This window comes from Rhodococcus sp. B10 (assembly GCF_011770055.1).
Taxonomy (GTDB): domain Bacteria; phylum Actinomycetota; class Actinomycetes; order Mycobacteriales; family Mycobacteriaceae; genus Rhodococcoides; species Rhodococcoides kyotonensis_B.
In genome coordinates, this window is record NZ_JAAFYV010000014.1 from 92,244 (window position 1) to 105,693 (window position 13,450).

Sequence of the window (13,450 nt, forward strand, 5' to 3'; positions counted from 1 at the left end):
AACCGAATCCATTGGGCAGTGATCTGTCGTGCTTCAGGATTCGGATATCGAGCTCGCCGTTTCGAAGGGAAATTCATGACGACAACAGACGTGACCGACGCTTCGGTCGCCGCCAGCGAGCCACAGCGCCCCCGTGCGGCAGGACGGCAGGACTGGACGGCCTGGCCGCTGTACAACGCTGCCAGCAGTGGCTACCGCGGCTATTGGTACCCGGTGGTGTGGGCCAGTCACATCACGAAGGACCCGAAGAGCTACATGCTCGGCGGGGACAAGCTCATGCTGATGCGAGATGGCGGAAAGATCTACGCGTTGCACGATCGCTGCCCGCATCGTGGCGTTCCCCTCTCCGAAGGCGACCAGCAGTTCCCGGGCACGGTCAGCTGCCCGTACCACGGATGGACCTTCAAGCTCGACACCGGAAAGCTGGCCGCGGTCATCACCGACGGTCCCGACTCGAAGATCTGCGGCAAGCTGTCGGTCCGAACCTATGCGGTCGAGGAACGCCTCGGACTGGTCTGGGTGTACCTGCCCATCGCCGACGAGCCGCCTCACCCCATCGACGACCAGCTGCCCCGCGAGCTGACCGAGAACACCGGAATCATCGGCGGGCGCATCCAACCGCGCCAGGGTGATTGGCGCTTCGCGTGCGAGAACGGTTTCGACGAGGGCCACGCCAAGTACCTGCATCGCACCGCGCTGTGGCGTCTGTTCAAGCCCATGCCGACGTGGAACATCACGCGAATCATTCCCGAGGGACGGTGGATCTACCGCGTCCAGGACGAGGTCTACTGGGAGGCCACGTTCCCCGGTGTCGGCAAGTGGACGAACAAGCGGTGGTGGAAGAAGAAGCCGGACGAATCGAAGATCTCCAACATCGGAAACACCGGTGCGGGTAAGGAAGTGAATCCGGTCATCGCGGCCCAGAAGTTCCCGGGCTTCGCGTCGTTGTCCATGCCGGGGGTCCTCAGGATCGCCTACCCGACGTTCATCCACTACGAGTTCTACGTGCCCGTCGACGAAGAGAACCACCGCTACGTCGGTCTGATGGTGAACTTCGTGTCCGGGTTGGGCAAGGCCAAGTTCTACGTCAAGTACCTGGGCGCCATCCGATGGCTGTTCCACGGTCAGTTCTCCGGACAGGACGCCTGGATGGTCGAGGTCACCGACGCGCCGCCGGAGAAGCTGTACCGGCCCGACGTCTCGTTGACGTCATGGCGGAACCTCGCGGAAGAGGAGTATGCGGAAAAGCTCTCGGCCGCTGCGCAATTCGCTCCGCAGAAGGAGGCGCGGCCAGCACGCAAGCGTCGTGTACCCGCCGCGTCCGCGGGAACCGAACCTGCCTCGACGCCCGTCAACGGGCAGTCCGCCGAATAGTCCAGGAGAAGACATGACCAGAATCGTGATCGCAGCACTCGCAGGCGCAGGTACGCTCGTGGGCTCCCAGCTGCTGTGGCAGTTCGTCGCCCGTCACTCGAACACGCAAGTCCATCAGGTCCGCCCGTGACGTCGTCGCCCGACGACCGCACCGATCGTTCGGCGCAGGCACATCGGCACGTGAGTCGAGACCGCTTGCGGGACATATTGATCGACCTCGTCGACGTCGCGAGCCCGACCGGTGACGAAGCTCCGCTCGCCCGTGTCGTCACCGAGACGCTCGACCGTGCGGGGGTCGACGCGCACACCATGGCGTTGGACGATCGGCAGGCCAACTCGTGGGGTCGCCTGCGTGGGGACGGCACAGGTCCCGACCTGCTTCTCTACGCGCCGATCGACACCGTCACCACCGGCGACCCCGCAGAGGACCTGCCTGCACTTGGCCCCGCGCTGCGCCCGGACATGGTGGCGAAGGCCAGAGTCGACGGGGACTACCTGATCGGCCTCGGCGCGTCCAACCCCAAGGGGCACGCGGCGTGCGTCATCGCCGCGGTCGAGGCGATCGCCGCAGCCGAGATACCGCTGAAGGGCGATCTGATCGTCGGATTCGGCGCAGGAGGCATGCCGACCAATGCGCGTGCGGGAGTCGGCAATCCGCGTCTGAACACCGGACAGGGCGTGGGGTGCTCGTTCCTTCTCGAACAGGGGGTCTGGGCGGACTTCGCGTTGATCGCGAAACCGGGGTGGACCGTCTCGTGGGAAGAAGTGGGCCTCGCCTGGTTCACCGTCACGGTCCACGGGACACACACCTACGTCGGGTCGAGACATCGCCTGCCCTACGCGAACCCCATTGCGGCGGCGGGGGCGGTCGCTGCGCGACTCGAGGAGTGGTTCCCGAAGTACTCGGTGGCCAACACCTCGGGTCTGGTGGCGCCACAGGGGATCGTCGCCAACATCCGCGGCGGGTGGGAACGCACCGCGTCGTTCACCCCCGAGCAGGTGACGATGACGGTGGATCTGCGATTGAGTCCGCGCACCACACCCAGCGACGCCAAACGACAGCTCCTGGCGGCCGTGCGGCGAATCGCGGACGACCTGGGCGGACTGGAGATCGAGGTCGAGCAGGTGTTGGCCATCGCGGGCGAATCGTCGGACGAGGACATGTGGTTGTGCCGTAGCGCGATCGCCGCGTGGGAGGCGAGGGAAGGAAGACCGCACGAACCCGCGTACGACGCCAGTGGCGCAACAGACGCGAACATATTGCGTAGCAGAGGAATTCCCACCGTTCGGGTCGGCATGCCGAAGGTAGTGGACGCGCCGTTCGAGGTGGATTTCGCGATGGGAATGAACACCGTGGATCTGCGCCGGGCCGAGGAGTTGACGCACTATCTCGTCGACGTCGCACTCGACACGGTCACCCGCACACTCGAGGAAGTAGGACTGTGACGACATGGCTATCGTGACGTTGGGTGTAGGTGCTTCGCACAGCACCCTGATGAACACCCACTGGGAGGAGACCACCCACAAGGACGAGGCGGAGCGGTTCCGTGACGGACTGCGCGCGGCTCGCGATCGCATCGCGGACTCGAGGCCGGACGTCGTCGTTCTGTTGGGCTCCAACCACTTTCGAGGATTCTGGCTCGATCTCATACCCGCGTTCACCATCGGCGTCGGCGAATGCGTCGCGAGCGGTGAGTCGGGTACGCCCAAGGGGCCGCAGCGGGTCGACGTCGAGTTCGCCCGTCATCTCGCGAACGACCTGATCGAGAACGGCAAGTTCGATCCGGCGTTCTCGGCACGCATTCAGATCGATCACGGCCAGTCGCACGCCATTCAGTATCTTCTCGACGGTATCGACGTGCCGATCGTCCCGATCGTGGTCAACGTGTTCGCGCCTCCCCTCCCGACGTTCGAGCGGTGCAGGGATTTCGCTGTCGCGCTGCGTGATTCGATCGAGCGGGAAGCCTCCGACAAGCGAGTCGTGGTCATCGCGTCCGGTGGAATGTCCCACCGGTTGCCGTGGCCGGACTGGCGGGATCCGCACGGCGAGGACGAGGACTTCATGGTCCAGGCGTGGCTGGACGGCCGCGCCAACTGGTCTCAGTACGACGTTCGACGTCGTGAGATCATCCGAGCGGCCGAGGCCGCGATCACGCCGGCTTTCGACGACTACGTGCTTCGCCTGTTCGAGAAGGGCAGTGCGTCCGAACTGGTCGACTACACGACCGAATCGATGGAGAAGGAAGCGGGCAACGGCGCCCAGGAGCTGCGCACCTGGCTGATGATGTCGACCCTCCTGCGCGACGTCGCGGGCGAACGGCTCGCGTACGAGTCGATCCCCGAATGGCTCACGGGCATGGGCATCACGGTGCTCGATCCCGCAGCACAGCAGGACCTACAGAACGCTACGACGACGAAATCGGAGAGACAATGACCATCTGGACCGAACTGGCAGGGCTGGACTTCTGCGTGAAGACGGTGGACGCCGCGGGGATTCCGACGCGTTCGCTGCAAGCCGGATCCGGTGACGAGGCCGTCATCTTCCTCCACGGCACGAGCGGCCATCTCGAGGCGTTCGCACGCAACATCGCCTCGCACTCGGAACGCTACGAATGCCACGCCATCGACATGCTGGGACACGGGTACACCGGGAAACCGGACTACCCGTACGAAATCCCGCGTTACGTCGAGCATCTCGTCGCCTACATGGATGCCGTCGGCCTCTCGCGCGCCCACCTGGTCGGTGAGTCCCTCGGCGGTTGGGTTGCCGCACACCTGGCGAGTGAGCAGCCCGAACGCGTTCTGTCGCTGCAACTTCTGGCGGCGGGCGGCACCGTGGCCAACCCGGAGGTGATGGAACGCATCAAGACGTCCACCATGCGTGCGGTCACCACCGACGACATCGGCCTGACGCGTTCGCGGATGCATCTGCTGATGCACGATCCGGCCAACGCGACCGAAGAATTGGTGAACGTACGTCACCGCATCTATCACCGCCAGGAATTCGTCGACAACATCCACAATCTGCTGACCCTGCAGGAGATGGAGACCCGGCAGCGAAACCTGCTGCGGCCGGAGCGGCTTGCGTCCATCACGGCGCCGACGCTCGTCGTGTGGGGTCACGAGAACCCGTTCGGCGACGTGCCGGAGGCCCGAAAGATGGCCGCCGACATCCCCGGTGCGCGCCTCGAACTCTTCGAGGAGTGCGGACACTGGCCGCAGCACGAGCAGGCGGCGCTCTACAACCCGCTCAGTCTCGACTTCCTCGCGGAAGCGTCGGCGGCGGCGAAGACGACTGCTTGACCGATTCTCGAACCGAGGGCGAGTGAGCCTCGGTGCGCACAACTCGCGGACGCGGCCGACGGGACCCACAATGGTGCCGTCGGCCGCGTGCGTTTTCGGCCGATGCTGCTCGACGTGAAAGGTGAAGGCGTGGAAACGATCTTGTTGTTGGCGACGGACGAATACGGTGTGATCGAATGCACCGTGACCGACCGGATCGGACAAAGGGGGCACGTCGTTCGCCCACCGGAGAGAACGCGACGAGCGGTGTCGGCACTGCTTCCCGACGCGACGGTGGTCATCGGAGAGTGGAGCGGCGAACTGCCACTCGGACGTGACGAGGCCCTGGCCGGGTCGAACGTGCGCCTCGTCCAGCAGCCCGGTGCAGGCGTCAACTTCATCGATCTCGGTGCATGGGCCGACGCCGGAGTGCCGGTCAGCAACGCGCCGGGCGGTAATGCTAGTTCCGTTGCCGAGTGGGCCGTCACGGCCGCGTCGTACCTGAACCGATCCGTCGGATGGGCCGATGCCGAAGTCCGCGCGGGCCGGTGGCCGCAGGAGTCGATCGTTCGTCGTGGTTGCCGCGATCTGGCCGAGTGTCGCGTCGGCGTGGTCGGTTTCGGTGAGGTCGGGCGACGCGCTGCGTCGTTGTTCGGCGCGTACGGGTGCACGGTGCGCTATGCCGCGCGGAGCGACAAACGGGACGCGAACTTCGAACGCGTACCGCTCGACGTGCTCGTCGCGGAGTCGGACGTCCTCGTGCTGTCGGTACCGCTCACGGACGACACGAGGGGCGCAATCGGTCGCGCACAGTTCGACGCCATGCCCGACGGCGCAGTGCTGGTGAACGTCGCGCGCGGAGGCGTCGTCGACGAGGCCGCGCTGATCGACGCTCTGCGGCGCGGCCGGCTGGGAGGCGCGGCGCTCGACGTCGTCGAGACCGAACCGCTGCCTGACGGCTCACCCTTACGCGAGTTCGACAACGTGCTGCTCAGTCCTCATGTGGCGGGCGGTTCCTCGACGGCAATGCGTGCGATCGCCGACATGGTGGCCAGGAACGTCGAGCGTGTACTGAGCGACCACGACCCGTTGTGGGTCGTCAACGGCGTCGCCGGGCAGCAGCCGACGTCGCTCTCGTCCCGATAATCGGCTTCTCACCTCGGCGCGGGGAATGTTTCGCCCGCGTTGCGTCCTCGTTCCGGCCCGGTGGCCGGACGTTGCGTCGCCGTAAGTTGTTCGTCCCGGTCCGCACGGTGGACCCAGTTGGTGGGCGCTCACGACTACCGCAATTACGTTTTCGGACATGAGCCCGCGTATGCGACGCAGATCACACAAAGGAAAGCTTCAGCCCATGGCACAACGATTCAAGCTCGGAACGACGAGTGTTCTCGCGACGGCGACGCTGGCCGCACTGTTTCTCGGAGCCTGCAGCCGTCCCGCGACCGAGGCAGCGGAATCCACCTCGGCGGGAGGGAGCATCCGCATCGCGGTCGGCATCGACGCGTCCTACGCACCGTTCTTCCTCGCGAAGGACGAAGGCATGTTCGACGCCGCCGGACTCGACGTCGAACTGGTCCAGTTCGGGCGCGGCGGCGAAGCGGTCGATGCGCTGTCGACCGGGCAGGTTCAGATGGCCGGTAGCTCGGACACCACCACGATCGCGCAGCTGCAGCAGAACCCGGGGCTGCGTGCGATGTACTCCTACGAGACCTCGGGGGAGTACATCAAGGTGGTTCTGCGTAACCGGGTCGATTCCCCGCAGGCCATCAGGAAGCTGGGCATCGTTCCCGGGCTCAGCCAGATCTCGACGGACAAGTACCTCGAGGCCAACGGCATCGCCGCGGATTCGATCGAGGAGATCACCGCGACACCGACCGACATGCCCGCTCTGCTGAGCCGAGGTGACATCGACGGCTACGTGCTCTGGGAGCCGTGGCCGACGGCGGCCCTCGACCAGGGAACGGGCAAGGTCGTGGCGACCACCGGTGACTACGACTGGTTCTACCACCACTGGGCGATCACGACGGACTCCTGGCTGAGCGCGAACGAGGAGACCGCACGCACCGTGCGCGACGTCCTGCAGGAGGCTACCGAGAAGGTCGAAGCCGACCCTGCAGCCGCCACCGCGGCGACGATGGCCGCGGTCAACTCCGACGAGCAGCAGACGCTGACCGCGATCGACGAGATCGACTTCGTCGTCGAGGACCTCACCGAGAAGAGCATCGAGGACGCACAGTCGGTCGTCGACTTCTATCTGAAGGTGGGAGCGATGAACGCGCAGCCGGATCTGAACGCGTCGATTCTCGTCGACTGGTCCGAAGGAGGGCAGGCATGACCGCGAGCACCATCGAGGGAGTCCCGGTTCACGTACGCGATGTAGCCATTCGTTTCGGCGAGCTGGAGGTCGTGTCCGGAATCGATCTCGACATCCAACCGGGCGAGTTCGTCTGTCTGCTCGGACCGAGTGGATGCGGCAAGTCGACCTTGCTGTCGGCACTCGCCGGTTTCGTCGACACCGCCGAGGGTGAGGTGGTCTGCAACGACGTCCGCGTCGAGGGCAACAACACGCACGCCGGCATGGTCTTCCAGAGCTCGGAAGCTCTGTTCGAGTGGATGACCGTGAGCCAGAACGTGGCCTACGGTCCGCGGATGCGCGGGGCCGACAAGGCCGAACAGGCCCGGATCGCCGCCGAGTACCTGGCCATGGTCGGTCTCCGTCACGCAGGCGCCAAGTACCCGACCCAGCTGTCCGGCGGCATGAAGCAACGTGTGCAGATCGCTCGCGTTCTCGCCAACCAGCCGCGCCTGGTCCTGATGGACGAGCCTTTCGGAGCCCTCGACGCGCAGACGCGTCAGGTGCTGCAGACCGAACTCGACACGATCTGGCGGAACACCGGCTGCACCGTCGTGTTCGTGACCCACGACATCGACGAGGCGATCACGCTCGCCGATCGGGTCGTGGTCATGAGCGCAGGGCCGAGTGCACGCATCAAGAGCGTCTACACCGTCGACGCGCCCCGCCCACGTGACCGGAAGAACCCGGCCGTGGCGGATCTCTACGAACGTCTTCGCGACGACATCCGTGCCGAAGTCGTTGCCTCACTGAGAAATCAAGGAATCGAGGAGGACGAGCTGTGACCGCAGTCGTCGCCGGTCGTCCCGCGACCGCATCAGCACCCAGCCGTCGGAAGGCAAGCCGAGCGCGCTCCATGAGCGGATCGGTCCTCCGCACGGCAGCCCTCTGGTCGGCGTCCGTCGTGCTCGGACTGGCCGTGTGGTCCTTCCTTGCATGGTGGTACGGGCCGACCACGATGGCGTCGCCCACGGCAGTGGTGTCCGCTGCCAAGGAACTGTCCGACAGCGGCGTCCTGTGGAGCTCGATCCAGGCGTCGGCGGGACGAATTCTCATCGGCTGGGCACTCGGCGTCGTGGTCGGAGCCCCCGTCGGAATTCTCATGGGCCGCATCGACATCGTTCGACAACTCCTCGACCCGTACATCGAATTCTTCCGATTCATCCCACCGATCGCGTTCGTGACACTCGCCGTCGTCTGGTTCGGCATCGGTGAGACGTCCAAGATCGTTCTGATCTTCTACACGTCGGTGTTCATCGTGACCGTCAGTACGATCGCGGCGACCGTCGCGATCAGCGACAACAAGCTGCAGGCAGCGGCCAATCTCGGTGCCGGTCGCTTCCAGATCATGAAGACGGTCGTGTTGCCGTCGACCGTCCCGGGAATCGTGACCGGTGCGCGTCTGGCGATGGGAAACAGCTTCCTGACGATCGTCTCGGCCGAGATCGTCGCCGCCAACGCCGGTATCGGCTCGATGATCTGGCAGGCTCGTAACTACGGACGCATCGACTGGACCTTCGTCGGAATCATCACGTTGGGAATCATGGGATTCCTCTTCGACCGCATTCTCCGAACGGTCTCCACCAGGTTCCTCGGAAAGTACGGAGTGAAATGACGAACGACACCGCCACCATCGCAGAGAAGGCCGGAATCCCCGGCGCCCCAACAGGTCTGACTGTCGAGCAGGAACGTCACCGCCGCAAGGTCGCGGTGGTCGGAGGCTACCGAATCCTGTCTCGCTTCGGACTGGACGAGGGAATCTCGGGCCACATCACGGCCCGTGACCCAGAGGACCCGGAAACCTTCTGGACGGCCCCGTTCGGTCGACACTTCTCGCAGGTGCGACCCGAAGAACTACTGCACGTCGGGTCGGACGGAACGATTCTGTCCGGTTCCGGGCCACTGAACCGGGCGGCCTTCGTCATCCACTCCAAGATCCACCACGCACGCCCGGACGTGATCGGCGCGGTCCACGCACACGGCCTGCAGGGCAAGGCGTTCTCGTCGCTGCACCAACTGCTTTCACCGATCACGCAGGACGCGTGCGCTTTCTACGACGATCACTCGATGTACGAGGAGTACCACGGTGTGGTTCTCGACGACGAGGAGGGCGAACGGATCGCGGCCGCACTGGGTTCGAAGAAGGCGGTCATCCTGACCAATCACGGCCACCTCACGGTCGGGGAATCCGTCGAGTCGGCCGTCTGGTGGTACGTGTCGATGGAACGCTCGATGCAGGCGGAGCTCGCGGCACGTGCGGCGGGAACGCCAGTGGTGTTGTACGACAAGATCGCGGCCACGACGTACGACGCCGTGGGGACCGAGAAGGTGGGGTGGTTCGCCTACTCGACCATCATCCAGAAGATCGCGGCCGAGGAGCCCGACATCTTCGGTCACTGATTTCGTTCTGCACTTCAAGCACCGGGTACGCGCGACGACTTGTCGCGCGTACCCGGTTTTCGTCGTGCACCGCCGATTGCACGGGCCGGCGGGAGTGTTCCGGTGAGCGAACCGTTTCCATTTCCTCTGCGCCGCACTGTGTTTACGGTTCGATCATGACTTCATCGGTGGACCTGTCGGTCGACATTCTGATCATCGGCGCCGGCCCGGCCGGGCTGTATGCCGCGTACTACGCCGGATTCCGCGGACTGCGGGTCGCCGTACTCGACGCACTGGACGAGCCCGGCGGGCAGATCAGCGCGATGTACCCGGAGAAGGCCATCCTCGACATCGCAGGGTTCCCGTCGGTGAAAGGACGCGACCTGATCGACGGCCTTCTGGCGCAGGCTGCTCCGTACTCACCCGAATACGTACTGGGCGAGCGCGCATCGAATCTGCGGCACCTTCCGGACGGATCCGTTGCGATCTCGACGGACAAGGACCGCACCATCTTCGCGGGTGCAGTCGTCATCTGCGGTGGCATCGGCGCGTTCACGCCGCGGCCTCTGCCGAAGGGGCACGGTTTCCTCGGTCGCGGGCTGAGCTACTTCGTGCCCGACCTGTCCGCGCATGCCGATCGCGACGTCGTCATCGTGGGCGGTGGTGACAGCGCGTTCGACTGGGCAGCCCATCTGGAGCCGATCGCGAAATCGGTGACTCTCGTGCACCGGCGTGACAAGTTCCGTGCGCACAAGGCATCGGTGGCCAAGGTGTTCGACAGCTCGGTGCAGGTCGTCGTCAACGCCGACGTCTCGGCGGTGCGCGGTGAGGAGTGGATCTCCGAGGTCGACATCGCGCACAAGGCAGGTCACCAGGACACCCTGTCGGCGCAGTCGGTCATCGCGGCTCTCGGCTTCACCGCCGACCTCGGTCCGCTGAACGACTGGGGCATCGCGATCGAGAACCGGCACGTACTCGTCGACACCCGAATGCAGACCACGGCCCCGCGCGTGTACGCAGCGGGCGACATCACCGACTACCCCGGCAAGGTGCGGCTGATCGCCGTCGGTTTCGGTGAAGCCGCCACCGCCGTCAACAACGCGGCCGCCGTCCTCGACCCCGACGCGGAAATCTTCCCGGGTCATTCCACAGAGCAGGAGAACTGACGTCATGCCGTTCGTCATCGGAGAAGCGTGCATCGATTACATGGATCGATCGTGCATGGAAGAATGCCCGGTCGATTGCATCTACGAGGGCAATCGCAAGCTGTACATCAACCCGGCCGAGTGCATCGATTGCGGGGCATGCGAATTGGCGTGCCCGGTCGAGGCCATCACGGTCGACCGCAAGGCGGATCCGGAGTTCCGCGAGGACAACAAGCGGTTCTTCCTCGAGGTGCTGGACGGAAGATCCGAACCGGTCGGAACGCCGGGCGGTGCCGCGAAGATCGGGCCGATCGGTGTCGACACTCCCATCGTCGACGAATTCGAGGAAGCCTGACCGGAACCGGACGAAACGGCTCGGCATGTAACGAACATGAGTCCAGTTCGCCCAATGAACCCGTTTCGGTGACCGAGCCGGCCGAAAACCCTTAACGTTCTGTCGGGGGAAGCCAACAGTCGAACACGAGGTGAAGAATGAGTTCCGCAGTTCCCGCATCCCCAGGTCCTTCGTCGGCTCCGCTGCTGCGCATCGATGCACGCCCGTCCGCGCCGTCTGCTCCTTCGGCGGATCTTGCGTCCGTCCTGGGGAAAGCGCGACTCATCCTCGACGCGTTCGACCGCGAGAACGCCGATCTGTCCTTGACCGAGCTCACCCGCCGCAGCGGTGTGGCGAAGGCGAGTGTGCATCGGTTGGCGGGTGAGCTGGTCGAGTGGGGACTGCTCGAGCGTGCGGGAACGAAATACCGACTCGGCCTCCGGCTCTTCGAACTCGGTCAGCTCGTACCGCGGCAGCGGATCCTGCGCGACGCCGCTCTGCCGTACATGGAGGATCTCCTGCTCGCCACGCAGGAGACCGTGCACTTCGCGGTTCGCGAGGGCCTCGACGTTCTCTACATCGAGAAGATCGTCGGGCACCGGGGACTGAACGAGAACTCCCGCGTCGCCGGTCGATTGCCGCTGTACTGCACGGCCACCGGCAAGATCATCATGGCCTTCTCGCCTCGCTCGGTGTTCGACGAGGTCGCGGCCCAGGGCTTCACCGCGCTGACGGCACGTACGACGATGTCGGTGTCGGTACTGGCGCACCAACTCGAGCGGATGCGACGCGACAAGCTCGCTGTCGAGGTCGAGGAGACGCGGCTGGGGTACATGAGTGTCGCGGTGCCGGTGTTCAGCGGCCACGACGTCCTGGCAGGCGCGCTGTCGGTGACGGCACCGACCTCTCGGTTGAACGTCAGTCGCGTCACCGGTGCACTGCGCACCGCGGGCATGGGGATCTCCCGCACGCTGCAGGCGATGAAGTGCCACCGACCCGACGGCCTCGCGAATCGCGAGTCGACGTGCCACCCGACGGTGTGCTCGTTCAACGGGTGCGGTCGGTGACCACCCGCGTCGGTACGTACCCGTAGCGTTCGGCATCCCAGGTGTTCGGTCCGACCCCACGGCCGGACAATTCGGCTTTCCGCACCTTGCCCGTGTCGGTCAGTGGCAGCTCGTCCACGACGTCGACGTAACGGGGCAGTGCGAAGTACGGCAGATGCGGTTCCGACCGGCGCAGCAGGTCGAGCGGATCGACGACGTGCCCGGTCCGAGGAACGACGGCCACCATGATGTCGTCCTCGGCCAGCGACGACGGGACAGGAAACGCCACCACCTGTGCGACGGCCGGATGCCGGCCGAGAACCGTTTCGACCTCGACGGACGACACGTTCTCTCCTCGTCGACGAATGACGTCCTTGATGCGGTCCACGAAGCGGAACCAGCCGTCGGGTTCACGGACGACCCTGTCGCCGGTACGACGCCAGGAGTCCGTCGCGGGAATCGGCTCGCCCAGATACCCGGTCGCGAAGGCGCCGGGCAGGTGAGTACGCACGACCAGTTCGCCCGGATTGCCGTCGGCGACAGCGTTGTCGGCGTCGAGCACGACCGCGTCGTATCCGGGACGTACGGTGCCCAGGTAGCCCGGGCGGGCTGTCGCCCAGTCGTTTCCGAGCACGAGATTGGTTTCCGTCGATCCGAACCCGTCGATCAGGTCCACGCCGAACCGTTCCCGGAACAGGGTGTACAGGTGCGGCGGCGTCGCCGGCGCGAGCGATCGGGTGACGGAATGTGCGCGGTCGGCCTCGGATGGCGGTAGCGACGACAACATGGCGACCATCGCGCCGAGGAGATAGGTCACCGTCGCCTGCGCGTCGGCGACGTCGGCCCAATGGGCACGGGCGGAGAACCGTTGTCCCAGAACGAACGTCGCACCCGCGACGAAGGCCTGGAACATGGCGTTGATCGCGTTGGTGTGGAAGAACGGCAAGCAGTTGTACAGCACGTCGTCCTGTGTCACCGCGAGCGCGTCACCGACACCGAGTCCCCAGTACACGAACTGCGCGTGTGGACACCGCACGCCCTTGGGAGGTCCGGTGGTTCCCGACGTGAACAGCACCATGGCGGTGTCGAGCGAATCGACGTCCGCGGCGGGAACCGATCGGCCGGTCTCGGGTGAGGGCGCGTCGGAACCGAACTCCCACAGGGCCCCTCGGAAACCGGCGGATCGAATCCGCTGCGTATGGACGGGTTCGGTGAACACGTGGCGTGCCCCCGAGGCTGCGAGGACGAAGGTCAACCCGTCGCCTCGCAACTCGGGGTTGACGGGAACGGCTACTGCGCCGATCCAGACGCACCCCAGCATGGCCTCGACCATCTCGATGCGGTTCGACGACAGCACGAGGACCGAATCACCCTGCACCACGCCGTGATCCAGTAAGGCGCCGCCCATCGACGCGACGCGCTCCGCGAGGAGTCCGTACGAGCGCGTCGTACCGGACCCGCGAAGCGCCGATGCGTCGGGACGCTCGGCAGCGCGCGCCGCGATCAGCGCCGGTATGGTTCTCACGCGTCGATCCAA

13 protein-coding genes are annotated in these 13,450 nt (G+C 65.4%); 12 read left to right on the forward strand and 1 reads right to left on the reverse strand.

Going from position 1 to position 13,450, the window contains the following annotated elements; genetic code table 11:
- The first annotated feature begins 75 nt into the window (after positions 1 to 75).
- From RhoFasB10_RS11660 to RhoFasB10_RS11715, 12 genes are all read left to right on the forward strand, one after another.
- On the forward strand, positions 76 to 1,374 hold the full coding sequence (locus tag RhoFasB10_RS11660; protein ID WP_068429764.1) for a Rieske 2Fe-2S domain-containing protein: 1,299 nt from the start codon (positions 76 to 78) through the stop codon (positions 1,372 to 1,374).
- 126 nt (positions 1,375 to 1,500) lie between these two features.
- Positions 1,501 to 2,820: a peptidase dimerization domain-containing protein gene (locus tag RhoFasB10_RS26795; RefSeq protein ID WP_068429766.1), complete on the forward strand. Its 1,320-nt coding sequence runs from the start codon at positions 1,501 to 1,503 to the stop codon at positions 2,818 to 2,820.
- 4 nt (positions 2,821 to 2,824) lie between these two features.
- Positions 2,825 to 3,808 carry a catechol 1,2-dioxygenase gene (locus RhoFasB10_RS11670; RefSeq protein ID WP_068429768.1) on the forward strand — a complete coding sequence of 328 codons (984 nt, stop codon included), beginning with the start codon at positions 2,825 to 2,827 and terminating at the stop codon, positions 3,806 to 3,808.
- On the forward strand, positions 3,805 to 4,677 hold the full coding sequence (locus tag RhoFasB10_RS11675; protein WP_068429771.1) for an alpha/beta fold hydrolase: 873 nt from the start codon (positions 3,805 to 3,807) through the stop codon (positions 4,675 to 4,677). Before RhoFasB10_RS11670 ends, RhoFasB10_RS11675 begins: the two co-directional genes overlap by 4 nt.
- Positions 4,678 to 4,806: 129 nt before the next feature.
- A complete protein-coding gene (locus RhoFasB10_RS11680) occupies positions 4,807 to 5,802 on the forward strand; it encodes an NAD(P)-dependent oxidoreductase (RefSeq protein WP_254303598.1) in 996 nt (331 codons plus the stop codon).
- Between the two features lie 205 nt (positions 5,803 to 6,007).
- The gene (locus tag RhoFasB10_RS11685) at positions 6,008 to 6,991 is read left to right on the forward strand and encodes an ABC transporter substrate-binding protein (protein ID WP_068429775.1); all 984 of its coding nucleotides are present in this window, start codon (positions 6,008 to 6,010) and stop codon (positions 6,989 to 6,991) included.
- Positions 6,988 to 7,794 (forward strand): ABC transporter ATP-binding protein, encoded by an 807-nt coding sequence (locus RhoFasB10_RS11690; RefSeq protein WP_068429777.1) that lies wholly within the window; start codon positions 6,988 to 6,990, stop codon positions 7,792 to 7,794. The genes RhoFasB10_RS11685 and RhoFasB10_RS11690 overlap by 4 nt, the downstream gene beginning before the upstream one ends.
- Positions 7,791 to 8,624 carry an ABC transporter permease gene (locus RhoFasB10_RS11695; protein ID WP_068429778.1) on the forward strand — a complete coding sequence of 278 codons (834 nt, stop codon included), beginning with the start codon at positions 7,791 to 7,793 and terminating at the stop codon, positions 8,622 to 8,624. Before RhoFasB10_RS11690 ends, RhoFasB10_RS11695 begins: the two co-directional genes overlap by 4 nt.
- Positions 8,621 to 9,409, forward strand: coding sequence for a class II aldolase/adducin family protein (locus RhoFasB10_RS11700; RefSeq protein ID WP_068429779.1), 789 nt, complete (start codon positions 8,621 to 8,623; stop codon positions 9,407 to 9,409). Before RhoFasB10_RS11695 ends, RhoFasB10_RS11700 begins: the two co-directional genes overlap by 4 nt.
- A 155-nt stretch (positions 9,410 to 9,564) precedes the next feature.
- A complete protein-coding gene (locus RhoFasB10_RS11705) occupies positions 9,565 to 10,554 on the forward strand; it encodes an NAD(P)/FAD-dependent oxidoreductase (RefSeq protein WP_068429782.1) in 990 nt (329 codons plus the stop codon).
- A 4-nt stretch (positions 10,555 to 10,558) separates the two neighbouring features.
- Positions 10,559 to 10,888, forward strand: coding sequence for a ferredoxin (fdxA, locus tag RhoFasB10_RS11710; protein WP_068429785.1), 330 nt, complete (start codon positions 10,559 to 10,561; stop codon positions 10,886 to 10,888).
- A gap of 137 nt (positions 10,889 to 11,025) precedes the next feature.
- Positions 11,026 to 11,934, forward strand: a complete 909-nt coding sequence (locus RhoFasB10_RS11715) for an IclR family transcriptional regulator (protein WP_068429786.1) — start codon at positions 11,026 to 11,028, stop codon at positions 11,932 to 11,934.
- Here RhoFasB10_RS11715 and RhoFasB10_RS11720 read toward each other — a convergent pair.
- Positions 11,915 to 13,438, reverse strand: a complete 1,524-nt coding sequence (locus RhoFasB10_RS11720; RefSeq protein WP_254303599.1) for an AMP-binding protein — start codon at positions 13,436 to 13,438, stop codon at positions 11,915 to 11,917. The genes RhoFasB10_RS11715 and RhoFasB10_RS11720 overlap by 20 nt on opposite strands.
- Positions 13,439 to 13,450: the final 12 nt, after the last annotated feature.

Bases quoted from the DNA above. Each gene is read 5' to 3' on its own strand.
- RhoFasB10_RS11700 (WP_068429779.1), top strand. From the start codon at position 8,621: ATGACGAACGACACCGCCACCATCGCAGAGAAGGCCGGAATCCCCGGC.
- fdxA (WP_068429785.1), top strand. From the start codon at position 10,559: ATGCCGTTCGTCATCGGAGAAGCGTGCATCGATTACATGGATCGATCG.
- RhoFasB10_RS11705 (WP_068429782.1), top strand. From the start codon at position 9,565: ATGACTTCATCGGTGGACCTGTCGGTCGACATTCTGATCATCGGCGCC.
- RhoFasB10_RS11690 (WP_068429777.1), top strand. From the start codon at position 6,988: ATGACCGCGAGCACCATCGAGGGAGTCCCGGTTCACGTACGCGATGTA.
- RhoFasB10_RS11675 (WP_068429771.1), top strand. From the start codon at position 3,805: ATGACCATCTGGACCGAACTGGCAGGGCTGGACTTCTGCGTGAAGACG.
- RhoFasB10_RS11670 (WP_068429768.1), top strand. From the start codon at position 2,825: ATGGCTATCGTGACGTTGGGTGTAGGTGCTTCGCACAGCACCCTGATG.
- RhoFasB10_RS11660 (WP_068429764.1), top strand. From the start codon at position 76: ATGACGACAACAGACGTGACCGACGCTTCGGTCGCCGCCAGCGAGCCA.
- RhoFasB10_RS11685 (WP_068429775.1), top strand. From the start codon at position 6,008: ATGGCACAACGATTCAAGCTCGGAACGACGAGTGTTCTCGCGACGGCG.
- RhoFasB10_RS11715 (WP_068429786.1), top strand. From the start codon at position 11,026: ATGAGTTCCGCAGTTCCCGCATCCCCAGGTCCTTCGTCGGCTCCGCTG.